The 24,323-nt window shown below is 66.2% G+C and carries 12 protein-coding genes; 7 read left to right on the top strand and 5 right to left on the bottom strand.

Translation table 11 applies throughout. From position 1 onward, the window contains the following. Window positions 1-999 (top strand): ATP-binding protein, encoded by a 999-nt coding sequence (locus tag ACK2SD_RS10920; protein ID WP_412462113.1) that lies wholly within the window; start codon window positions 1-3, stop codon window positions 997-999. Between the two features lie 101 nt (window positions 1,000-1,100). Further along, on the top strand, window positions 1,101-1,664 hold the full coding sequence (locus ACK2SD_RS10925) for a vWA domain-containing protein (protein ID WP_412462114.1): 564 nt from the start codon (window positions 1,101-1,103) through the stop codon (window positions 1,662-1,664). Between the two features lie 108 nt (window positions 1,665-1,772). Here the strand turns inward: ACK2SD_RS10925 and ACK2SD_RS10930 are convergent, their stop codons facing one another. Next, the gene (locus ACK2SD_RS10930; protein ID WP_029613301.1) at window positions 1,773-2,039 is read right to left on the bottom strand and encodes a hypothetical protein; all 267 of its coding nucleotides are present in this window, start codon (window positions 2,037-2,039) and stop codon (window positions 1,773-1,775) included. A gap of 334 nt (window positions 2,040-2,373) precedes the next feature. Between ACK2SD_RS10930 and ACK2SD_RS10935 the strand changes: the two genes are divergently transcribed. Further along, window positions 2,374-3,699, top strand: coding sequence for a sigma-54 dependent transcriptional regulator (locus tag ACK2SD_RS10935; protein ID WP_029613300.1), 1,326 nt, complete (start codon window positions 2,374-2,376; stop codon window positions 3,697-3,699). Between the two features lie 26 nt (window positions 3,700-3,725). On the opposite strand, the gene ACK2SD_RS10940 is transcribed toward ACK2SD_RS10935, so the two are convergent. Next, entirely contained in the window at window positions 3,726-5,930 is a 2,205-nt protein-coding gene (locus ACK2SD_RS10940; RefSeq protein WP_412462115.1) for an LTA synthase family protein, read from the bottom strand. A 196-nt stretch (window positions 5,931-6,126) separates the two neighbouring features. Here ACK2SD_RS10940 and ACK2SD_RS10945 point away from each other — a divergent pair, with 196 nt between their 5' ends. Beyond that, a complete protein-coding gene (locus ACK2SD_RS10945) occupies window positions 6,127-6,573 on the top strand; it encodes a GNAT family N-acetyltransferase (RefSeq protein ID WP_412462299.1) in 447 nt (148 codons plus the stop codon). 470 nt (window positions 6,574-7,043) lie between these two features. On the opposite strand, the gene ACK2SD_RS10950 is transcribed toward ACK2SD_RS10945, so the two are convergent. From ACK2SD_RS10950 to ACK2SD_RS10960, 3 genes are read right to left on the bottom strand one after another with little or no spacing between them, the layout of a single operon-like run. Continuing rightward, a complete protein-coding gene (locus ACK2SD_RS10950; RefSeq protein ID WP_412462116.1) occupies window positions 7,044-7,430 on the bottom strand; it encodes a cupin domain-containing protein in 387 nt (128 codons plus the stop codon). A gap of 30 nt (window positions 7,431-7,460) precedes the next feature. After that, the gene (locus ACK2SD_RS10955) at window positions 7,461-8,327 is read right to left on the bottom strand and encodes an AraC family transcriptional regulator (RefSeq protein ID WP_412462117.1); all 867 of its coding nucleotides are present in this window, start codon (window positions 8,325-8,327) and stop codon (window positions 7,461-7,463) included. Next, a complete protein-coding gene (locus tag ACK2SD_RS10960) occupies window positions 8,324-8,491 on the bottom strand; it encodes a nitrilase-related carbon-nitrogen hydrolase (RefSeq protein WP_317872554.1) in 168 nt (55 codons plus the stop codon). Before ACK2SD_RS10960 ends, ACK2SD_RS10955 begins: the two co-directional genes overlap by 4 nt. A 187-nt stretch (window positions 8,492-8,678) precedes the next feature. On the opposite strand from ACK2SD_RS10960, the gene ACK2SD_RS10965 reads away from it, so the two are divergent. The 3 genes from ACK2SD_RS10965 to ACK2SD_RS10975 all read left to right on the top strand — a co-directional run bounded on the left by ACK2SD_RS10965 (window position 8,679) and on the right by ACK2SD_RS10975 (window position 24,228). After that, the gene (locus tag ACK2SD_RS10965; protein ID WP_412462118.1) at window positions 8,679-9,662 is read left to right on the top strand and encodes a TauD/TfdA family dioxygenase; all 984 of its coding nucleotides are present in this window, start codon (window positions 8,679-8,681) and stop codon (window positions 9,660-9,662) included. A gap of 176 nt (window positions 9,663-9,838) precedes the next feature. Further along, the gene (locus tag ACK2SD_RS10970; RefSeq protein ID WP_412462119.1) at window positions 9,839-13,249 is read left to right on the top strand and encodes an amino acid adenylation domain-containing protein; all 3,411 of its coding nucleotides are present in this window, start codon (window positions 9,839-9,841) and stop codon (window positions 13,247-13,249) included. Further along, window positions 13,246-24,228 carry an amino acid adenylation domain-containing protein gene (locus ACK2SD_RS10975; RefSeq protein ID WP_412462120.1) on the top strand — a complete coding sequence of 3,661 codons (10,983 nt, stop codon included), beginning with the start codon at window positions 13,246-13,248 and terminating at the stop codon, window positions 24,226-24,228. Before ACK2SD_RS10970 ends, ACK2SD_RS10975 begins: the two co-directional genes overlap by 4 nt. Window positions 24,229-24,323 lie beyond the last annotated feature (95 nt).

Genomic DNA, 24,323 nt, shown 5'->3' on the forward strand with positions numbered 1-24,323 from the left:
ATGAGCGAACCTATGCAGTTTCCGCTGGCCGCCGTGGTCGGCGCCGACGACCTCAAGTTGGCCCTGTGCCTGACGGCCATCGATCCGAAGATCGGCGGTGTGCTGATCGAAGGCCCACGTGGCATGGCCAAGAGCACCTTGGCCCGAGGGCTGGCCGACCTGCTGGGTGACGGCCCTTTCGTGACCCTGCCGCTGGGCGCCACCGAGGAGCGCCTGGTCGGCACCCTCGATCTGGAAGCCGCGCTGGGCCAGGGCCAGGCGCGCTTCTCGCCGGGGGTGCTGGCCCACGCCGACGGCGGCGTGCTCTATGTGGACGAGGTCAACCTGTTGCCTGACCCGCTGGTGGACCTGTTGCTCGATGTGGCCGCCAGCGGCACCAACCGCATCGAACGCGACGGCATTTCCCACCGCCATGCGGCGCGCTTCGTGTTGATCGGCACCATGAATCCTGAAGAAGGCGAGCTGCGTCCGCAGTTGCTCGACCGTTTCGGCCTGAACATTGCCCTGGAAGGGGTGCCGGCGCCGGCTGAGCGGCAGCAGATCATCCGCCGCCGCCTGGCCTTCGACAGCGACCCGCAGGCGTTCTGTGCGCAGTGGGCCCAGGCTCAGGCGCAGTTGCGCGATCGCTGCCGCGCGGCGCGCGAGCGTCTGTCCGACATTGCCCTGGACGACCAGACGCTGGCCTGGATCACCGAGCGTTGCTTCGCGGCGGGCGTCGATGGTCTGCGTGCCGACCTGGTCTGGCTGCGTGCCGCGCGTGCCCATGCCGTCTGGCGCGGCGCCGAGGCCATCGCCGAGGAGGACGTGGAGGCGGTGGCCGAATTTGCCCTGCGCCATCGCCGTCGTCAGACCCAGTCGCCAGAGACCGAAACACCGCCTTCGACAGGCAGTTCGGCAGCGCCGGGGCAGGGCGGTCAGGGCGATTGGGGAGCGTTGGCGGCGCAACCGGTGGCGGCCGAGGCGCGGCGTGAGGTGCCGAACTGGGCAAAAAAGCCCTGAGCATCCGCGCCCGCGCCGCTGCGGTCGCGGATGCCAGCCCGCGCAGCGACAAGCGCGTCGGTGCCAACCGTGGGCGCGCCCAGGCGGCTGCGCGCGGCCGTGTGGCGTGGGTGCCGACCTTGCTCAAAGGCAAGCCGCAGCGGCTCGACCAACTGTGTTGGCAGCAGCGCCTTGGGCAGGCGCCGCAGTTGTGGCTGGTGATCGTCGACGCCTCGGCCTCGACGCGCCGTCATCGCGCGTTGGCCCAGGCTAAAGGTTTGCTGGAGAGTTTCTTCGACCAGGCCTACCGCCAGCGTGCGCGTCTGACGCTGCTGACCGCCAGTGGCAACGCGCCGCGCTGGCAACGCCATGGCCTGAAAGCGTCCGCCGCGTTGCAGCCGTGGCTGCGTGAGCTGGGCGCCGGTGGCGGCACGCCGCTGCTGGCGGCGCTGGAGCAGGCACGACAATGGTTGCAGCGCCGCGCTAAAGCCTATCCGCACGAGGTGCAGCGTTGCCTGGTGCTCACCGATGGCCGTCTGCAGCGCTGGCAAGCCCTCGCGCCCTGGCCATGCCCGTGCGAGTTGGTGGATATCGAAATGACGCCGGTGCGTCTGGGTCGCGCACGGCAACTCGCCGCGCAACTAAAAGCGAACTATCAGCATATCGAGCAGTTCAAGCTGTGTTGAACAATTGACCGGCGCGACAATAAACCGCACCGTTTGAAAGTTGCCAGCCAGGCCATTGAAAGTTGCCCGCCTGACACAGGTCGATGTCAGGCGGGCGGGTAACACGGGTTACTTGGGCATCGACCAGGGTTGCAGGTCATAGCCTTTGTGGAACAATTCGGCACGCACTTCCTCGATCAGGTTCACCCATTGCCGGCGGTCGGAATAGATGCGCGAGGACACTTGTTTGCTGCCGATGCGGGTGCTGGTCCGGTCGATCACTGCCAGGCTCAACTCACCAGTACCGTTGGGTGCATCCCAGGCAACGCACTGGAAAGGTTCGAAGGCGTGGTCGGCGATCAGCAGTGCTTCGTTGACACGGAGCGGGGCATTCATGGTTCGGTCTCTCTTTGGTCCCAAACAGCGAAGTGTAAGTCCGCGGTGCGTGAATGTATGAGTGCGTGCAGCGCGGGGTTATGGGTACTGATGCTCCAGGTTGCAGGTGAAGTCACATGACAATGGAAAAATTTTAAACAGCGCCATGTCTGCATCCATGCCGTACGCCGCGTGTGACGACAGTTGTTCAAATAAATTCCCCAGCGCTCTTTTTTGGCGGCCATTGGCAGACCAACGGTAGTGGGCAGCGTCAAGTTCATTGCTACTGTTAATCCGGGCGCCGCAAGTCACTGTTTCTAGTCGGAAAACGGATAATTGGCGCCAAGGATAGGTCATGCCCGAACCCGCCACGCAACGCCGTTTGCTGATCGTCGATCCGTGTGATGAGTGTCATCGCCTGCTTCCTGGCCTCAAGAGCGCCGGTTGGGCGGTGCGCAGTTCTACCCTGGGCGCTGCGCTGGAGCATCCCTGCGACATCGGCCTGTTGCGTCTGCAGGCCTCTCACCTGCGTCACCCCGATGCCGTCAAAGACTTGATCAAGCGCAGCAATACCGAATGGATCGCGGTGCTCAGCGCCGAAGAATTGCGTCTGCAGAATGTCGGCGATTTCGTCTGTGAGTGGTTTTTCGACTTCCACACCTTGCCCTTCGACGTGTCGCGCGTGCAGGTGACCTTGGGGCGCGCGTTCGGGATGGCGCGCCTGCGCGGCAAACAGACACTGCCGCTGGAGCAGCCCGAGCATGAACTGCTGGGCGAGAGCCGTCCGGTGCGCGAACTGCGCAAGCTGCTCGGCAAGCTGGCGCCGACCGAGTCACCGGTGCTGATCCGTGGCGAAAGTGGCACCGGCAAGGAACTGGTGGCGCGCACGCTGCACCGTCAGTCGCAGCGACACAACAAACCGTTCATTGCCATCAACTGCGGCGCGATCCCTGAACACCTGATCCAGTCCGAGCTGTTCGGACACGAAAAGGGTGCCTTTACCGGTGCCCATCAGCGCAAGGTCGGGCGGATCGAAGCGGCCAACGGCGGCACCCTGTTTCTCGACGAAATTGGCGACCTGCCTCTGGAGCTGCAAGCCAATCTGCTGCGCTTTCTGCAGGAAAAGCACATCGAACGGGTCGGCGGCAGCCAGCCCATTGCGGTCGATGCGCGGGTGCTGGCAGCCACCCACGTGGACCTGGAGCAGGCGATCGAGCGCGGGCGCTTTCGTGAAGACCTGTACTACCGACTCAACGTCCTCCAAGTGGTGACCGCCCCGCTGCGCGAGCGGCATGGTGACCTGTCGATGCTGGCTCATCATTTCTCGCATTTCTACAGCCTGGAAACCGGACGACGGCCGCGTTCGTTCAGCGACAACGCGCTGGCGGCCATGGGCCGGCATGAGTGGCCGGGTAATGTGCGTGAGCTGGCCAACCGAGTCAGGCGCGGGTTGGTGCTGGCCGAGGGCCGGCAGATCGAAGCCCACGACCTGGGCCTGCAAGACCTCGACGATGCGCAGGCGCCGCTGGGCACGTTGGAGGACTACAAGCACCGGGCCGAGCGCCAGGCGCTGTGCGATGTGCTCAACCGGCACAGCGACAACATGAGCATCGCCGCGAAGGTATTAGGGGTTTCGCGGCCCACGTTCTATCGGTTGTTGCACAAGCACCAGATCCGTTAGCCGTCAATCGCGCGCCGCTCGGTCGATCAGCTCGACTGGGCGATGTGCCCATCGTCCTGCAGCTCTTCGATCACTTCATCTTCGCCGGGCACGGCGGTGATCACGCTGAAATCGCTGACCTCGACTTCGCCGCCACCATAGCCCAGCAGATGGAAGGAAAACGCCTTGCGCTCGATCGGATTGTCGAAACCGAACTCCAGCTCCATGGGCTGATCGGCAGTCACCAGGATTTCCTCGGGCAGGCCCAGCGGTACGTCCTGTTCCTGCTGTTTGGCCTTGAGCTGGATGTGCGCGCGGTGGGCGGGGTCGAGCGAGCGCACCTTGACCCGCACCCGCGTGTGGGTGCCTTCGGGCATCTCCAGGTATTGCGCGCCGATCAGGTTGTCGGCCCAGTCGTCACGAATGTCCTGATTCAGTGCGATCGCTGCCGGCCCGCCGAACTGATAACGCAGGTTCAGTGGCGTGTGCAGCAGCGATTGATCGAGCACCCCGGCCAGCGCGCCGATCTGTCGGCCCAGCGCGCTTTCGCCACGCCCGAGCGGGCGCGCCTGGTCGGCGATGAAACCGTCGCTGGCGTAGCGTCGGCAGCGTTGCTGGAAATCGCACTCGCTGAAGGTGCCCTGGCCATCGTGGTAGCGCAACAGGCCGTTGGTGAAGGAGATCATTTCCCGGCCGCTGTCATAGTCACGCAGCAGAGAGCGCCCGGCCAGCGCGGCGGGGATGGGCAGGGCGAAGTAATCGAGCAGCGAAGTGGCCAGGTCGACATGACCGTAGGTGCCTTGCTTGAGGCGAGGCAGGGCTTTGTGCTCGGGCGCCAGGGTCAGATTGAAGCCCCAGGCCGAGGCCAGGCGCACGCCATCGATGCCGTGCGATTCGTCTGAAGTGACGACCACCAGGGTATCTTCGAGCACGCCTTGGCGTTCGAGGTTGTCGAGGAACTGCCCGAGCGCATCGTCCAGATAGGCCACAGCCGCCTGTTTCGGTGTGTCGTAGCGCTCCAGGTAGTCCTGCGGTGCGGAATAGGGCTGATGAGTACCGACCGTCAACAAGGTGAGCATCCAGGGCTGGCGCTGTTTGCGCAGTTCACCGACGTAGCTCAGCGCACCGTCGAAGAAGGCGCGGTCATCCTTGCCCCAAGGGAACTCCAGGTAGTTGGCATTGGTGAACCACTCGACACCGTGCACCGCCTCGAAGCCCACGTGCGGCATGATCCGGTCCTTGGCCATGAAGCGCAGTCCGGCGCCTTGCAGGTAATGAGTGGTGAAGCCGGCCTGGCGCAATTGCGCCGGCAGGCAGGCCTGATTGCGCACGTCTTGAGTAAGCAGTTCGACGCCCTTGGGCGTGCCATTGGCGAGCTTGTCGTAGTCGCCGCAGAGCATGGCGTACAGGCCGCGAATGGTTTGATGGGTGTGCAGGACATAGTCTGGCGTGTTCATCCCGCGTTCGGCCCAGCGGCTGAGATTGGGCATCAGTTCGTCGTCGTAACCGCTGTGCAGGGCCTGCCGATTGGCACGCAGGTAGGCGCCGGGGATGCCTTCGAGGGTGATCAGCAACAGATTGCGCGCTCGACCGGGGGCGTCCAGCAGCTTGTGCCCGTTCAGGTCGCTCTGGGTCAGGCCGGCGCTGGGCAGTGGCGTCACGCTGAGGTCGTGGCCCAGCCAGCCTTGGGCCTTGAGCTGCAGGTCGGCGCCAGCGGTGCTGAGCAACTGGTGGGAGAGGCTGTATTGACGCCAAGGGTCGGCGTCCGAGGGCAGCAGGTGCTCGCTGCCCCAGTGGGCGGCGAACAGCACCATTGGCGCCACCCAGGAGGCGCAGGGCAGCGCCGGACGGGGCTGGCGTCGCAGCCGCCAGTGCACCAGCAGCCAGCCGAGGATGCCGGCGCCCAAGGTCCAGGGTAGCCAGGGGTGGGCGAGGGCGCCCGAGGTGGAGTTCTCCATGAACTGCGGGTCGAACAGGTAGGTCAGGTCGCCGCTGTCGGGCAGGCGGCCAACGGCGCTGACCAGTTCTGCCGAGGCCACCAGCAATCCAGCCCAGGCCAGCAGCAGCGGCAGCGCCAGCCACCAGGGGCTGCGTTGCAGGAGCAGCAGCAACAGGCTGCCGAGCGCCAGATCGGAAAGGTAGCCCTGCGGGGCGGACCAGCCCAGGCAGGCGCGGATGGCCAGAGGTAGACCCACCACCAGCAATGCCAGGGCGGCAAGGCGTGCGTGGGGGTGGCCGAGAATCTTGTTCACGAAGCGGGGTTCCTTGCCATGAAGACGTCACAAAAATGTGCTGCATCATACCAGCGCGTCGGGCTCGAAGCCGGCAGTGACAAGGATGGTTACCATTGCGCCACAGGCCCACGGTGATCTTGCACAGCACACCGGCTCGGCTTTCAAGACGCGTTCTGCTATCAATGGCGATCCATCGCTGCCACGGACGACGACCCTGCACATTCGCGCGCTTCTTCCCTCCGACCTGCCCGACGCCAGTGCCGTGTGCCTGGCTGCATTCACCCAGGCCGTCGCCCCTTCGCTGTCGGCGCAAGGCGTGGACACCTTCGCCAAACGGGTCACCGAGCAGGCGCTGGCCGAACGCATGCACGGCGACAACCTGCTGCTGGTGTGCCTCTCGGACGCGACCATCAATGGCGTGGTGGAGCTCAAGGAAGGCCGCCATGTGGCACTGCTGTTCGTCGAGCCAGGCTGCCAGCGTCAAGGCATTGGCCAGCGTTTGATGAGCGCGGCGCTGGCTCACGCGCGCGTTGAGACCGTCACGGTGAATGCCTCACTGCCCTCGGTGCCGGCTTATCGACGTGTCGGCTTCGTGCAGGCCGGGGAGATCGGTGAGCATCTGGGGTTGGTCTATCAGCCTATGGTCAAGTCGTTGTCGTAGGGCTGGGCTAAATGTGGCTTGCTGAAACGGCTGACGTGAAAGGCCGAAGTTGCTTGCCGATTGAGGACGGAGTGGATCGGTAGGGTGCGTGGTGCGATTGCTATCCACCCGCGTATGACGGAGCCTGCATGTCTGACCTTACTCACCTGATCCTGGCCTTGGCCCTGGGCCTTCTGTTGGACAGACTGCTGCGTTCTGGTGCTTTGCGAACATATTTGGCGGCGGCGCTGATAGGTGTCGGCGGACTGGGAGCTGTTCTTGCAGGCCAGACCCACTGGCTAGGTTTGAACTTGGGTCTGTTATCCGCCATGGCGGTAGGAATAGGGGGCGCACTGATGGCGAAGCGGCGCAGGTTCGCCAAGCAAGGGTAAGTGCACTTCCCGCGTGAACTCGCCTCCGCGCTCGCCCGGCATCGCGATTGGCAACCGTAACGGTGCTACCGCTCACCGCCACAGTTGCGAAACATCCCCTCAGATCCACACGTCATTCAACGCCGTGCGCTCACCGCCCTCCTGTCCGGTGTTCAACACGCCCTGCGGCTCGATCATCATCAGCTTGGCCTCGCCTTCGGCCGCCGTTCGGTGCTTCACGCCTTTGGGCACCACATAAAGCTCACCGGCGGCGACGTGCACTGACCGCTCCGGCAGGTCGATGCGCAGGATGCCTTCGAGCACGATGAAGGCTTCGTCGGTTTCGGGGTGCGAATGCCAGATGAATTCGCCTTCGATGCGCACGACCTTGAATTGGTAATCGTTCATCTGTGCCACGACCCTGGGACTCCACTGCTGGTCGATCAGGTCGATTTTCTGCAACAGGTTCACCGGATGCGTGGCGTATGGATTCTGCGAAGGGGACATGAGCGTTCCTCATTGAATGGAGCGCTCAGCCTAGAGTGGGGAGATCGGTCGTTTCTTGTACGATCCTGCAACGTGGTGGCTCGCATGCAGCCGCTCCAGCCAGCGCATCGGCGGCACCCCATAACACCGGGTGAAATGCCGGGTCATGTGGCTCTGGTCATGGAAGCCGGTGGCCAGTGCGGCATCGACCAAGCTGAACCCATCGAGGATCAGGCGCCGGACGTTGTCCAGTCGGCGCAGGGTGACGAAGCGGTAGGGACTGGTGCCGTAGAGCGTGCGAAAGTCCCGCGACAGGCTCCAGCGCTCGCGCCCGCTGGCCTGCTCGAGCATGTCCAAGGTGATGCCCTGGTGCAGGTGTTCGAGGATGAACGCCCGGGCGCGCTCGGCCGACACAAAGTCCAGGCGCTTGCGACCGCGCGGTTTGCCGGCCACGGCGCGCATGGCCATGGCCAGGTCGTACAGCGCATCCTGTTCCTCCAGCGTGTCGAGCGGATGGTCCAGTGCCTGCACGAAGGCTTCGCTGGCCCGGTAGAGACGCGGATCCTCCGACAGCCCGGCGCCAATGAAAGGCAACGGCTCGCCACCGAGCACGTTCTGGATCAGCGCCGGATCGATGTAGGCCATGCGATAGCGAAAACCGGCCTCGGTGCCGGCCATGCCGTCATGCACCTCGTCCGGGTGCAGCACCAAGGTGTTGCCAGGCAGGCCGTGGCGCAGCGAACCCTTGTAGTGGAAGCTCTGCACACCGGCCAGGGTGCGGCCGATGGAATAGGTGTCGTGGCGGTGCGGGTCGTAGCCATGACTGCCGAACCACGCCTCGATTCGCTCGACGCTGCCGGGTTGAGCCGTGCGAATCACCCAGTCGGCGACGGGAGGCTGGGGGCGCCGATCACTCATGCACGCAATCCCACGATATGCGGGTAGCCGGTCAGTGACAGTTCCGGGAAGAACAGCGCCTGCACCTGCGCGTCGGCCGCCTGGCGGATCGCCGCGACCTGCCGGGTGATGTTGTGATCGATCAGGCCGCAGGCGCAGGCCATTTGTGCGGCAGCGATTTTCATGGTCACGGCTCAGCAACGGAGGGAATGCGCATCTTACACGCTCCCCAGTCAGTCGCCCCAGGACAGCCAAGGCCGGGAGCACGACTAATTTGCTCCGGGTGCGATCCGTCTCCTACAGCAATACCGATCCGCGGGCCCTGGCGACCTGCGCGAACCTGCCATGAAAGTGTGTACAAGGAGGCCCGTCATGGGTGTTGCCGTGGGATTCAACGTGCGTCCGTTGCTGCCGGCGCAGGGGCGTTTGCCGCTGCTGGTCGAAGCGACCGAGGAGGGCGTCGGGCTGCTGGAGGTGTTCGATGAACTCAAGGTGCTGGTAGACGAGCACCTGCTGCGCGATGGCGGCGTGCTGTTCCGCGGTTTCCAGCTCGACGGCGCCGAAGCGTTCCGCCAGTTCGCCGCGCGCTTCGGCCATCCGCTGCTCAACTACGAGTTCGGCTCCACGCCGCGCACCAACGTGACCCAGGGCGTGTACACCTCCACCGAGTACCCGGCGCACCAGAGCATCCCGCTGCACAACGAGCAAGCCTACTCGCGCGATTGGCCGATGAAGATCTGGTTCTACAGCATGATCGCCGCACGCTCCGGCGGCGAAACGCCGATCGCCGACAGCCGTGAAGTCTACCGCCGCGTGCCGGCGCACATTCGCGAGCGCTTCGTCAGCAAGGGGCTGATGTACGTGCGCAACTTCGGCAACGGCCTGGACGTGTCCTGGGAGCAGGTGTTCAACACCGAGGACCAGGACGAGGTCGAGGCCTACTGCCGCGCCCACGGCATCACCTGCGAATGGAAAGACGACGGTGAACTGCGCACCCGCCAGGTGTGCCAGGCGGTGGCGCGCCACCCCACCACCGGCGACATGGTCTGGTTCAACCAGGCGCACCTGTTCCACATCTCCAACTTGCCGCCAGAGGTGCGCGAAAGCCTGCTGGACATCGTCGATGAAGAGGACCTGCCGCGTAACGTCTATTACGGTGACGGCACGCCCATCGAAGACGAGGTGCTCGAGCAGATTCGCGCCGTGCTGGACGACTGCATGGTCAGTTTCCCCTGGCAGGAAGGCGACGTGATGATGCTCGACAACATGCTCGCTGCCCACGCTCGTTCGCCGTTCGAAGGCAGCCGCAAAGTGATCGTGGCCATGGCCGAAGGCCATTCGGCCGACCTGGCCTGAAGCCCGCAATGTCCCTTCGCCCGAGCACTGCGTCTCGGGCGAAGTCGTGTCTGCGCCGGTGTCGCGCAGCCTCGCAAACACGGGTCATTGCTCGCTAAATCAGGCCCAGGGCCATTCGTTCTTGTTGATGCGAGCGGGCCTTCCGCTCGCGCCGCCGACCAGCAAGGACCGAAGACATGAATGCCGCAGACGCCCAGACCCTCTCCCGTCGTTTCATCGAGCTGCCCGAGGACAAGCGCCGCCTGTTTCTCGACGGGATGCGGCGCGAGGGCATCGACTTCGCGCAACTGCCCATGCCGTCCTGCGAGGGGCTGGCCGAGCGTGATGGCCTGTCCTATGCCCAGCAGCGCATGTGGTTCCTCTGGCAACTGGAACCGCACAGTGCCGCCTACAACCTGCCGATGGCGGTACGCCTGGACGGCGAGCTGCAGGTGGCGGCGCTGGAGCAGGCCTTCAGCGTGTTGGTCGAGCGTCACGAGTGCCTGCGTACCACCTTCGCCCAGGACGGCGAGCGCGCGGTGCAGCGGGTGGCGCCTGCCGCGCCGCTGCGTCTGCAACTGATCGACCTCAGCGACTGGCCCGAAGCCTCGCGCTGGGCGCAGGCGCAGCAGCAGATGGCGGCCCAGGCCAACCAGTCCTTCGACCTGGAGCGCGGGCCGCTGCTGAGCATCGTGCTGCTGCGCCTGGGCGCGCAGGAGCACGTGCTGCTGCTGACCCTGCATCACATCATCGCCGACGGCTGGTCGATGAATATCCTGATCGATGAATTCATGCGCAGCTACGACGCCCTGGTGGCCGGCCAGTCGCCGTCGTTGCCGGCGCTCAAGGTGCACTACCGCGACTACGCCCTGTGGCAGCGCAGTTGGCTGCAGGCCGGCGAGCGCGAGCGCCAGCTTGACTACTGGCGCGAGCAATTGGGCGATGAGCACCCACTGCTGGAACTGCCCACCGACCGCCCGTACCCGGCGCAACCCAGTCATCAGGGCGAGCGCCTTGAGCGCGTGCTCGACAGCACGCTGCGCCAACAGCTCAGGCAACTGGCGCAGGCCCACGGCGTGACCCTGTCCACGGTCCTGCTGGCGGCCTTCAAGACCCTGCTTTTGCGCTACAGCGGCCAGACCGACATTCGCGTCGGCGGCCTGATCGCCAACCGCACCCGCAGCGAAACCGAGGGGCTGGTCGGCTTCTTCGTCAACACCCAGGTGCTGCGCAGCCAGCTCGACGCGCAACTGCCGTTCGATGCGCTGCTGGCGCGGCTGCATCAGGCCGTGGTCGGTGCCCAGGCCCATCAGGACCTGCCGTTCGATGCGCTGATCGAAGCCCTGCAACCCAACCGCAGCCAGAGCCACACACCGCTGTTCCAGGTGATGTTCAACCATCAGCCGCTGGTCACCGACCTGCACAGCGTGCAGTTGCAGTCAGGTTTGCGGGTCGGTTACCTGAGCGAGCAGCAGCTGGCCGGCAGCGGTCGTCGTCATGCCGCCACCAGCGACCTGATGCTCGATACCCGCGAGGAAGGCGAGCAGGTGTTCGCCGCCTTCACCTACGCCACCGACATTTTCGACCACGCCACCATCGCGGCGCTGGCTGATCACTGGCAGCAGGTGCTCCAGGCGGTGTGCCGCGATGCCGGCCAGCGCCTGGGCGAACTGGCGCTGATGAGCGACGCCCAGCGCCAGGCGCTGCTGTACCCGGTCGCGCCGAGCGAGGCACTGCTGCCGGCCCACCGCTTGTTCCAGGCCCAGGCCGCGCGCACGCCCCAGGCTCAGGCGCTGGTGCTGGCCGGCGTCGACCAGGCGCCGTCGATGAGCTACGCCGAGCTCGACGCCCGCAGCAACCGCCTGGCCCATCACCTGCGTCAGTGCGGTGTCGGTCCTGACCGACTGGTCGGGGTCGCGCTGGAGCGCTCGCTGGAACTGGCCGTGGCCTTGCTGGCCGTGCTCAAGGCCGGCGGCGCCTACGTGCCGCTGGACGTGCAAGCCCCGGCCGAGCGCCTGGCTCAGGTCTGCGAGGACAGCGGCTTGCAGTGGCTGCTCAGCGACAGCACCGTGTTGCCTGCGCTGCCGACCCAGGAGGGCCTGACCTGCCTGTGCCTGGATCGCCTGGCCCTGGACGCGCTGCCCGCCGAGCCACTGCCGTGCAGCGTCGAGCCACAGCACCTGGCCTACGTCATCTACACCTCCGGCTCCACCGGACGCCCCAAGGGCGTAGCGGTGAGCCATGGCGCCCTGAGCGAATTCATCGCCCGCGCCATCGACTACAGCGACCTGCGTGAAGGCGACCGCGTATTGCAATTCGCCACCAGCAGCTTCGACGGCTTCATCGAGCAGTTCTTCCCACCGCTGTGTCACGGCGCCTGCGTGGTCATGCGCGATACCCGGCTGTGGGACAGTGCGGCGCTGCACCAGGTGCTGATCGAACACGGCGTGACCCTCGCCGACCTGCCTGCGGCCTATTGGCACTGGCTGGTGCAGGACTTCGCCGCACAGCCGCCGGCCAGCTACGGCGCGCTGCGCCAGGTCCACGTCGGCGGGGAGGCCATGGCGGTGGACGGTCTGCGCCTGTGGCACCTGGCCGGGCTGGGTCACGTGCGCCTGCTCAACACCTACGGCCCCACCGAAGCCACGGTGGTCAGCACCGTGCACGACTGCAGCGAGCTGCGCCACGACGCGGTGTCCTGGCGTGGCATCCCCATCGGCCGTGGCCTGGCGGCCCGTCGCCTGTACCTCCTGGACGACGATCTCAACCTGCTGCCGCCAGGCGCGGTGGGGGAGCTGTACATCGGCGGTCCGGGCCTGGCGCGCGGCTACCACCGCCAGAGCGCACTGACCGCGCAGCGCTTCGTCGCCGATCCGTTCGCCAGCGGCGAGCGGCTCTACCGCACGGGCGACCGCGCCCGGCTGGATGCCGAGGGCGCGATCGAGTACGTCGGCCGGGTCGATCATCAGGTCAAGGTGCGCGGTTTCCGCATCGAGTTGGGCGAGATCGAGGCGCGCCTGCAGCACTGCCCGGGCGTGCGCGAGGCCGTGGTGCTGGCGTTGCCACTGCACGGCGGCCTGCAACTGGTGGCCTACGTGGTGCCCGAGGGCGCGGTGCTGGAGGAGGCGGCCGAGCAGGCGCGCGTGCGCCAGCAGGTGCGCAGCCTGCTGAAGGCGCAATTGCCCGAGTACATGGTGCCGGGCCATCTGCTGCTGCTGCCGCGCCTGCCGCTGACCGCCAGCGGCAAGCTCGACCGCAAGGCACTGCCGATCCCGGACCCTGGTCAGTTGCAGGCCCAGTACCGGGCGCCGCAGAGCGACCTGGAGCAGCAATTGGCGCAGATCTGGTGCGAGGTGCTGCAGGTCGAGCGGGTCGGGCTGGACGATCACTTCTTCGAGTTGGGCGGGCACTCGTTGCTGGCCGCCCAGGTATTGGCCCGGATCAAGGATCGCCTGGGCCAGGTGGTGGCGCTGCGCAGCCTGTTCGAACGGCCGACGCTGGGCGAGCTGGCTGCTGAGCTGACGCAACAGGCGGCAGGCGGCGTCGGCGCCGACGATTGGTCGGAAATGGACGCGTTTCTGGGTTCCTTGGAAGGGGTTGAAGCATGAGTGGCAGCACGGCGGTACGTATTGCACAACGGTTCGTCGGCTTGCCCCTGGAGCAACGCCGGCAATTCCTGGCCAAGCTGCGCGAGCAGGGCAAGGACTTCAGCCTGTTGCCGGTGGTGGAGTCGCGCCATGGAGTCGACAGCCTGCCGCTGTCGTTCGCCCAGCAGCGCCTGCTGTTCCTCTGGCAGTTGGAGCCGCACAGCGCGGCGTACAACATGGCGGCCGCCCTGCGGCTGCGCGGGCGACTCGACGAACAGGCGCTGCAACGCGCCTTCGACCACCTGCTGGCGCGTCACGAAGTGCTGCGCACCGTATTCGTCACCGAGGGCGAGCAACCGCGTCAAGTGGTCCTGCCGCCATCGTCACTGCCGCTGCAGCGCATCGACCTGAGTACCGTACCCGGCGAGCAGCGCGAAGCCGCCTTGGCGGCGCAGGTCGAGCAGGCCAGCGAGCAGCCTTTCGACCTGCTCAGCGGGCCGCTGCTGCGCGCCAGCCTGTACCGGCTGGCGGACGAGGAGCAGGTGCTGCTGGTGAGCATGCACCACATCGTTTCCGACGGCTGGTCAATGGACGTGATGGTCCGTGAGTTCGTGCACGGCTATCAGGCCTTCAGCCAGGGCCAGATGCCGCAATTGCCGGACTTGCCGGTGCAGTACGCCGACTACGCGATCTGGCAGCGGCGTTGGCTGGAAGCCGGGGAGGGCGAGCGTCAGCTCGACTACTGGCGTGGACAACTGGGCGAGGAGCAACCCTTGCTGGACGTGGCCAGCGACTTTGCGCGTCCGCTGACCCAGAGCTTCGAAGGCCAGACCTTGAGCTTCGATTTCGGCGCCGAGCTGTCGCGGCGCCTGAGTGCCAGCGCTCGGGCCCAGGGCATGACGTTGTTCATGCTGGTGCTCAGCGGTTTCTCGCTGTTCGTCTCGCGCCTGTCGGGCCAGCGCGATATCCGCATCGGTGTACCCAACGCCAATCGCGGACGCGCCGAGGTCGAAGGCCTGATCGGCTTCTTCGTCAACACCCAGGTGTTGCGTTGCCAGGTGGACGAACGCCTGAGCTTCGACGCCCTGCTGGGCCAGGTGCGTGAGGCAGTGCTCGGCGCCCAGGCGCATCAGGAACTGCCGTTCGAGCAACTGGTGGATGCCCTGGTGCCTGAGCGCAACCTGGGCCACAACCCGCTGTTCCAGGTCAAGTTCAACCAGAACGTCGGCATGCAGCGCCAGCGCACCCTGGCGCTGCCTGGGCTGAGCGTGGCCGAGTACCCGCTGGACAAAGCCGGTACCCACTTCGACCTGGCGCTGGACATCACCGACGACGGGCAACTGATCCATGGCCAGATCACCTACGCCAGCGACCTGTACCGCGATGACACGGTGCAGGCGTTCATTCCGGCTTTCCTGCACTTGCTCGGGCAACTGCTCGACGCGCCGCACCTGCCGCTGCACCGCCTGGCGCCGAGCGTCGCGCCGGTCGCTGCGTTCGCCGCGGTGCCCTTGGTGCTGGAGCAGTGGCAACGGCAGGTGCAGGCGCAGCCTGACGCCCTCGCGGCGCGCAGCCCCGAACAGCGCCTGAGCTTCGCCGCCCTCGACCAGGCGGCCAATCGCCTGGCTCACCACCTGCGCGCCCAGGGCATTGCCCCAGGCCAGCCGGTGGCGGTGCTGATGGAGCGGTCGCTGGACTGGCTGACCGCCTTGCTGGGCATCCTCAAGGCCGGGGCGGTGTATATGCCGCTCGACACCAAGGCGCCGGATGCGCGCCTGCAACAGATGCTCGCGGCCGCCCAGGCCAAGGCGCTGCTGGTCGCCGCCGATGACCCGCGCGTGCAGCGCCTTGAGGTGGCCGGTTGCCAGGGCCTGGTGTTCTCGCCCGGGCAATGGCAGGCGCAGCCCGACTGCGCGCCGACCCTGAGCCTGTGGGCGGAATCGCCGGCCTACATCATCCATACCTCCGGTTCCACCGGGCAGCCCAAGGGCGTGCTGGTCAGCCATGGCGCCCTGGCCAGCTACGTCGCCGGCCTGCTCGAGCGCTTGGCGCTGGCGCCGCAGGCGAGCATGGCGCTGGTCTCGACCATCGCCGCCGACCTGGGTCATACCGTGCTGTTCGGCGCGTTGTGCTCGGGCCGCACGCTGCACGTGCTGCCCGAGGCGCTGGGCTTCGACCCGGACGCCTTCGCCCGCTACATGGCCGAGCAGCGCGTGGGGGTGTTGAAGATCGTGCCCGGCCACTTGGCGGCCTTGCTGCAGGCGGGTGAGCCAGCCGCCGCGCTGCCCGAGCATGCCTTGATCCTCGGCGGCGAAGCCTGCCCGCCGGCGTTGCTGGAGCAGGTGCGTCGGCTCAAGCCGGGTTGCCGGCTGATCAACCACTACGGCCCGAGCGAAACCACGGTCGGCGTGCTCACCCACGAGATCGCCGAGCTGGCCGCCGATGCGCGCAGCGTGCCGGTCGGCCAAGCGTTGCCCGCTGCCCATGCGCTGCTGCTCGACGACGTGCTCAATCCGGTGGCCGATCAGGTCGCCGGCGAGCTGTACATCGGCGGCGCCAGCGTCGCCCAGGGTTATCTGGGCCAACCGGGACTGACCGCCGAGCGCTTCGTGCCGGACCCGGCGCAGCCGGGGGCGCGGTTGTACCGCAGTGGCGATCGCCTGCGGCGCAATCGCCTGGGCCAATTGGAATTCATCGGCCGCGCCGACGACCAGGTCAAGGTGCGCGGCTACCGCATCGAGCCGGCCGAAGTCAGCCGGGTGCTGCTGGGCCTGGAGGGTGTCGGCGAGGCGGTGGTGCTGGCCGTGCCGATGGACGGCGATGCAGAGCGCCTGCATCTGGTGGCCTGGTGCGTACCGCGTGCTGGCCATGCGCTGGAGGCCGAGGTGCTGCGTCAGCAACTGCAGGCCCTGTTGCCCGACTATATGGTGCCGACCCAGCTCGTGCTGCTCGAACGCCTGCCCCTGACCGCCAACGGCAAGCTCGACAAGCGCGCGTTGCCAGCCCCCGGTGCGCCACGGCAGCAGTTCGTGGCGCCGCAGGGCATCGTCGAGCAGACCCTGGCTGCGATCTGGTGCGAGGTGCTCAAGCTGGAGCAAGTGGGCAGCACCGACAACTTCTTCGAGCTGGGCGGCGACTCGATCCTCAGCCTGCAGATCATCGCTCGCGCCAAACGCCAGGGCCTCAAGCTCAGCCCCAAGCAACTGTTCGAGAAGCAGACCATCGGCCAGTTGGCAGCGGTGGCCAAGATCATCGAGAAAAAGACCGCGCAGCCGGTCGTGGAGCAGGTCACTGGCCACCTGCCGTTGTTGCCGATCCAGGCGCGCTTCTTCGACACCGACATCGTCCAGCGTGGGCACTGGAACCAGGCGTTGATGCTCCAACCGGTGCAGCCGCTGCGCGCCGAGTGCCTGCGCACGGCCTTGCATGCGCTGGTCATGCAGCATGACGCTTTGCGTCTGCGCTTTGTCCAGGGCGAGACCTGGCAGGCCGAATTCCACAGTGCCGTGGACGCCGACCTGCTGTGGACCCGCCAACTGGACGACCCTGACACCTTGACCGCGCTGGCCGACAGCGCCCAGCGCAGTCTCGACCTGAGCCACGGGCCGCTGCTGCGCGCCGTGCTGGTGACGTTGCCCGACGCTACCCAGCGCGTGTTGCTGGTGATTCATCACCTGGTGGTCGACGGCGTGTCCTGGCGGGTGCTGCTCGAAGATTTGCAGCAGGCCTACGGCGCCGTCGCCAGCGGGCAGGCCGTGAGCCTGCCGGCCAAGACCAGTTCGCTCAAGGCCTGGGCCGAGCGCCTGGGCCTGTATGCCCAGTCTCCGGCGCTGCAGGCCGAGGCCGAGTACTGGCTGGCCTGCCTGCAAGCGCCTGTCAGCCCCTTGCCGCTGGACGATGCCAACGCTGCCCGCACCCAGCGCGAGGTGGCCCACGCCACGTCACGCCTGGACGCCCAGCAGACCCGCGCCTTGCTGCAAGTGGCGCCGGCGGCCTACCACACCCAGGTCAACGACCTGCTGCTGACCGCCCTGGCGCAGGTACTGTGCGAGTGGACCGACAGCCCGTCGGTGCTGATCCAGCTCGAAGGGCATGGTCGCGAAGACCTGTTCGACGAACTCGACCTGAGCCGAACCGTTGGCTGGTTCAGCAGCCTGTTCCCGGTGCGCCTGACGCCCGGCAGCGGCGCGCTCGGCGCCGGCCTGTGCGCCATCAAGGAGCAATTGCGTGGCGTGCCGAACAAGGGCATCGGCTACGGCATCCTGCGCTACCTGGGTGAGCCGGCACTGCGCGCACGTCTGCAAGCGGCGCCACAGCCCCAGGTCACCTTCAACTACCTGGGCCAGTTCGACGGCAGCTTCGCCGAGGCCGAGGGCGCGCTGTTCAGGCCTGCCCGGGAGTCGAGCGGCGCCACACAGGCCGAGGACAGCCCCCTGGGGAACTGGCTGAGCATCAACGGTCAGGTCTACCAGGGCGAGTTGGAACTGGACTGGAGTTTCAGTCAGGCGGTACTGCGTCCGGCGACCGTCCAGGCCCTGGCCCGGCGTTACGAGCAGGTGCTGGGCGAACTGGTCGAGCACTGCGCTCGGGCACCGCACCAGGGCGTGACCCCCTCGGACTTCCCGCTGGCGAGCGTGACCCAGGCCCAGCTCGACAGCCTGGCGCTGCCCGCCAGCGACATCGAAGACCTCTACCCGCTGTCGCCCATGCAGCAGGGCATGCTGTTCCACAGCCTCTATGCCCAGGCGTCCGGCAACTACATCAACCAGTTGCGGGTCGATGTGCAGGGGTTGGACGTGGCCCGCTTCCGCCAGGCTTGGCAGGATGCGGTGAACGCCCACGCGGTGCTGCGCAGCAGCTTCCCGCAGGACCTGCCGGTGGCGCTGCAAGTGGTGCGCCGCCACGTGTGCGTGCCGTTCAGCGAGCATGACCGCAGCGCGTCGGCGACCCTGGTCGAGGACCTCGACGCGCTGGCCCTGGCCGAGCGCCAGGCAGGCTTCGACCTGGCGACAAGTCCGCTGCTGCGCCTGAGCCTGGTGCGCACGGGCGATGGCCGTCATCACCTGATCTACACCAGCCACCATATCCTCATGGACGGCTGGAGCAGTTCACGTCTGCTCGGCGAGGTGCTGCAGCGCTATGCCGGTGTCACGCCGGCGCTGGGCGAGGGCCGCTACCGTGACTACATCCAGTGGTTGCAGGTCCAGGATGTGCAGGTCAGCGAAGGCTTCTGGCACGAGCGCCTGGCGGCGCTGGACGAGCCGACTCGCCTGGCGCAGGCGCTCAAAGGCGGGGCGTCGGGCGAAGGGCAGGGCCTCCACGCGCTGGAACTCGACGGGGCGCAGACCCAGCGCTTGGCCGAGTTTGCCCGCGAGCAGCGGGTGACCCTCAATACCCTGGTGCAGGCGGCTTGGCTGATGCTGTTGCAGCGCTACACCGGGCAGTCGAGCGTGGCCTTTGGTGCCACGGTGGCGGGGCGTCCGGCGGACCTCCCAGGTATCGAAGAACAGCTCGGGCTGTTCATCAACACGCTGCCAGTGGTCGCCCGTCCACGTCCTGAGCTGAGCGTGGCGGACTGGGTGCAGCAGGTGCAGGCGTTGAACCTGGCCTTGCGCGAGCACGAGCACACGCCGCTGTACGACATTCAGCGCTGGGCCGGTCGCGGCGGCGAGGCGCTGTTCGACAACATTCTGGTGTTCGAGAACTACCCGGTAGCCGAAGCCCTTCAGCAGGCTGCACCGGCTGGACTGCGCTTTGGCGAGGTGCGCACGCAAGAGCGCACCAACTACCCACTGACCGTGGTGGTGCAGGTGGGCGAGCGCTTGCAGGCGAGCCTGGGCTTCGATCTTGTCTGCTTCGATTCATCGGCCATTGCCCAGGTGGCCGAGCACTTCCAGCACCTGCTGCTGCAGTTGCCCGATGACGCCCAGCGTCCGTTGGGCGAGGTGGCATTGCCGCCGTTGCCGTTGCAGGCCATTGCTGACTATCCGAGTACGGAGTCGATTCACGCGTTGATCGAAGCCCAGGCGGCGCGCGTGCCCGAGGCCATTGCCCTGACCTTTGCCGGGCAGTCGCTGAGCTATGACAGCTTGAACCGCCGTGCGAACCGCTTGGCGCACAAGTTGCGCGAGCAGGGTGTTGGACCGGATGTGCTGGTGGGCCTGGCGGTGGAACGCGGGTTCGAGATGATCGTCGGGTTGCTGGCGATCCTCAAGGCGGGCGGGGCGTATGTGCCATTGGACCCGGAATACCCGCAGGACCGCCTGAGCTACATGATCGAAGACAGTGGTATTGCGTTGTTGGTGACTCAACAGCACCTGCTGGCCGCTCTGCCCGTGCCGGCTTCGGTGCGTAGCCTTGTGCTTGAAGCCGATCTTGATGGCTACAGCGATGACAATCCTGAGCACCTGACTCAGCCGGACAACCTGGCGTATGTGATCTATACCTCCGGTTCGACTGGCAAACCAAAGGGCACCTTGCTCCCGCATCACAACGTGTTGCGCTTGTTCAAGGCGACCGAGAACTGGCTCTCTTTTGACCAGAATGATGTCTGGACCCTGTTCCACTCTTACGCCTTCGATTTCTCGGTCTGGGAAATCTTCGGTGCGCTGCTGCACGGCGGGCGTTTGGTGATCGTGCCGCGTGAGGTGACGCGCTCTCCTGAAGACTTCCACCAGTTACTGGTCGAGCAGGGCGTCACGGTGCTGAACCAGACGCCCTCGGCGTTCAAGCCGTTGATGCGTATAGCCTGCGACAGTCAGGCTGACTTGGCGTTACGCTCCGTCATCTTCGGCGGCGAAGCCCTGGATGTACCTGCCTTGCAGCCCTGGTTCGAGCGTTTCGGCAAAGGCTGCGACAACCTGGTCAACATGTACGGCATCACCGAAACCACGGTGCACGTGACTTATCGCCCGATTCGTTTCGAGGACACGCAACAGACCAGCAGCCCCATCGGCGCTGCAATTCCTGATCTGTCGATGTACGTGCTGGATGCCGATTTCAACCCGGTAGCCCCAGGTTGCAGCGGCGAGTTGCATGTTGGTCACGCGGGCTTGGCACGCGGTTACCACAACCGTCCTTCGCTCACCGCCGAGCGCTTCGTACCGGACCCATTCTCAAACGAAGGTGGTCGTCTGTACCGCACCGGTGATCTGGCCCGTTACCGCAGCCAGGCAGTGATCGAATACGTCGGCCGCATCGACCACCAAGTGAAGATTCGCGGTTTCCGCATCGAGCTGGGTGAAATCGAAGCCCGCCTGCACGCTCACGAGGCCGTGCGCGAAGTGCTGGTGCTGGACATCGACGGGGCCGGGGGCAAGCAGCTTGCGGCTTATCTGATCGCGCAGGATGCGCAAGTCGATCACAGCGAACTGCGCGAAGTGCTCAAGCAACACCTCAAATCGCAACTGCCTGACTACATGGTGCCGACCCATTTCCTGGTGCTGAACGCCTGGCCGCTCACCGCCAACGGCAAACTGGACCGCAAGGCCCTGCCCAAACCAGACGCCAGCCAATTGCAAAAGGGCTACGTGGCGCCGCGCACGGCACTGGAACAGCAACTGGCCGCGATGTGGAGCGAAGTACTCAACGTCGAGCAGGTGGGTCTGCACGACAACTTCTTCGAATTGGGCGGCCATTCGCTGTTGGCCACGCAAGTGACCTCACGCATCCGCCAGCGCCTGAACCTGGAAGTACCGCTGCGGGCCTTGTTCGAATCTGCGGATCTGGCGACCTTCGCCCAGGCCGCCGCTGAGGCCAGCGCCAGTCAGGCACCCGCCTTCACCCACGCCGACCGCAGTCAGCCCCTGGCGCTGTCCTACGCACAGCAACGCCAGTGGTTCCTCTGGCAACTGGAGCCCGACAGCGCGGCCTACAACATTCCCTCGGCCCTGCGCTTGACCGGCGAGCTGGACGTGGAGGCCTTGCGCTACAGCTTCGCCTCGCTGACGGCCCGTCACGAAACCTTGCGCACCACCTTCCGCCAGCAGGGCGTCACCGCCGAACAGATCGTCCATGCAGCGTTGCCGGTCGCGCTGGACATCGTCGAGGCCTCTGCGGTCAGCGCCGATCTGCCGCGCTGGATCGAGCAGCAGGTGCGCCAACCGTTCGACCTGGAGCAAGGCCCGCTGCTGCGTGCACGCCTGCTGCGCCTGGCTGCCGACGAACATGTGCTGGTACTGGTGCTGCACCATATCGTCGCCGATGGCTGGTCGATGCCGATCCTCATCGAGGAGTTGGTCGACGGTTACCAGAGCCACCTTCAAGGCCGTGAACCCGTGCGCCCGACCCTGGCTTTCCAGTACGCCGACTACGCGGCCTGGCAACGCCAGTGGATGGACGCCGGCGAGCAGCAGCGTCAGTTGGACTACTGGCAGCAGCAACTGGGCGGCGAGCAGCCGGTGCTGGAGCTGCCCACCGACCGACCGCGCCCGGCCGTGCAGCAGTACGACGGCGCACGCTTGCCGATCGACTTGCCACCGGCGCTGGTGGCGCAACTGCGGCAACTGGCGGCACGTCAGGACGTCACCTTGTTCATGCTGCTGCTGGCCTCGTTCCAGACCCTGCTGCACCGTCACTCCGGGCAGGCGGCCATTCGTGTCGGCGTGCCGGTGGCCAACCGCACCCGTGCCGAGACCGAGGGCTTGATCGGATTCTTCGTCAACACTCAGGTGCTCGATGCCCATTTCAGTTCGCCACTGGGCTTCGACGCGCTGCTGCAGCAGGTCAAGCGCACCGCCCTCGGCGCGCAGGCCCATCAGGAGTTGCCGTTCGAACAGTTGGTCGAGGCCTTGCAGCCGGAGCGCAGCCTGAGCCACAGTCCGCTGTTCCAGGTGATGTTCAACCATCAGGCCCAGGTCTCGGGCGAGGCGCGTCAGATCGCCGGACTGCACCTGCAGGCCATCACCGCCGACAAGCACAGCGCGCCGTTCGACCTGACCCTGGACACTGTCGAGCACCAGGGCGGGCTGAGCGCGACCTTCACCTACGCCACCAGCTTGTTCGATGCCGTCAGCGTCGCCCGACTGGCCGAGCACTGGCGCAACCTGCTGCAGGGCATCTGCGACGACGCCACGCAACCGGTCGAGGCGCTGCCGCTGCTCGCGGTCGCCGAGCGCGAGCGCACGCTGTACCAGTTCAATGACAGTGCCACGGTCTATCCACGCGAACAGAGCGTGGTGCAGTTGTTCGAAGCCCAGGTGGCTCGCACGCCGCAGGCCACGGCTGCGGTACTTGGCGAGCAGTCCCTGAGCTACGAAGCACTCAATCGACGGGCCAACGCGCTAGCTCATCACCTGAGCTCATGCGGTGTCGGCCCCGAAGTGCTGGTGGGCATCGCTGTGCCGCGCAGCTTCGATTTGCTGGTCGGTCTGCTGGCGGTGCTCAAGGCCGGCGGTGCCTATGTGCCGCTGGACCCGCAGTTCCCTCGCGACCGCTTGGCCTACATGCTCGAAGACAGCGGCGTCGAGCTGCTGCTGACCCAGAGCGCGCTGCTGCAACAATTGCCGATCCCGCAGCAGGTGCAGTGCCTGTGCCTGGACCAGGCGCTGCCACGCAGCCTGCGCGAGGACAATCCACCGCGCCTCACCCAGGCGCAGAATCTGGCCTACGTGATCTACACCTCTGGCTCGACCGGTAAGCCCAAGGGCGTGACCATTCGTCACGACGCGTTGGTCAACTTCCTTTGCAGCATGGGCCGCGAACCAGGGCTGGCGGCCCATGACAAGGTACTGGCGCTGACCTCGCTGTCGTTCGACATCGCGGCATTGGAGCTGTACCTGCCACTGCTGAGCGGCGCCTGTGTGGTGCTGCTGGACGAGCAGGTCAACAAAGACCCGCAGGCCCTGCTGGCAGTGATCGCGCGGCAGGGTGTGAGCGTCATCCAGGCCACGCCATCGACCTGGCGCATGCTGCTGGATGCTGCCGCGCCCCGGGCCTTCGCCGGCAAGACCGTGCTGTGCGGCGGCGAAGCGCTCAGCGCCGAACTGGCCCAGCGGCTTATCGACCACAGCGGTCATGTGTGGAATGTCTACGGGCCGACCGAGACCACCATCTGGTCGGCCTGCCACTACCTGACCCACAGCGACGATGTCTGGTTGGGTCGGCCGTTGGCCAACACCCGCCTGCATGTGCTGGGTGACACGTTGCAGGTGCTGCCACAGGGCGCACGTGGCGAGCTACTGATCGGCGGCGACGGCCTGGCCCGTGGTTACCACCAGCGCCCCGGCCTCACCGCCGAGCGCTTCGTGCCCGATCCTTACGCCCGCGAGCCGGGGGCGCGGCTGTACCGCACCGGTGACCTGGTGCGCTACCGCGAGGGTGGAGTGATCGAGTACGTCGGCCGTCTGGACCACCAGGTGAAGATCCGCGGTTTCCGCATCGAACTGGGCGAAATCGAAGAGCGTTTGCTGGCGGACCCGGCCGTGCGCCAGGCGTCGGTGATCGATATCGACGCTGCCACCGGCAAGCAGTTGGTCGCCTACCTGGTGCTGCACCACGCCGAGGACAGCGCGGACAGCCTGCGTGCGGCGCTGCGCAGTCACCTCAAGGCGGGCCTGCCGGACTACATGGTGCCCAGCCACTGGGTGGACGTACCGGCCATGCCGTTGACGCCCAACGGCAAGCTCGACCGCAAGGCCCTGCCCATGCCTGACCCGCGCGCGTTGCAGCCTGGCCACGTGGCGCCGGTCAGCGAACTGGAGCGAACCCTGGCGGCGATCTGGGCGCAGGTGCTGCACGTGGAGCAGGTGGGGCTGCAGGACAACTTCTTCGAGCTGGGCGGCCATTCGTTGCTGATCGTGCAGGTGATCGCCCAGGTGCGCGAGCAGTTGGGTGTCGAGCTGAGTCTGAACCAGTTGTTCGAACAGGCCACCTTGGCCGACTTCGCTCGACTGGTCGACAGCCTGCGTGGGCAGCGTGCCAGCGCCCATGACGAACTGACTAAATCCCTGGAGGCACTGAAACGTCTTACAGCACAGGAAATAGATAATCTGATCGCTTAGCGGGAGACCTTCAAAGTGCAAGAGCTGCTCGACTCCGTGAAGTCGCTGTCCACCAAGGAGCGCAAGGCGTTGGCTGCCTTGCTCAAGCGACAGGG

The organism is Pseudomonas sp. SC11 (assembly GCF_047039205.1).
Classification (GTDB): Bacteria; Pseudomonadota; Gammaproteobacteria; order Pseudomonadales; family Pseudomonadaceae; genus Aquipseudomonas; species Aquipseudomonas boreofloridensis.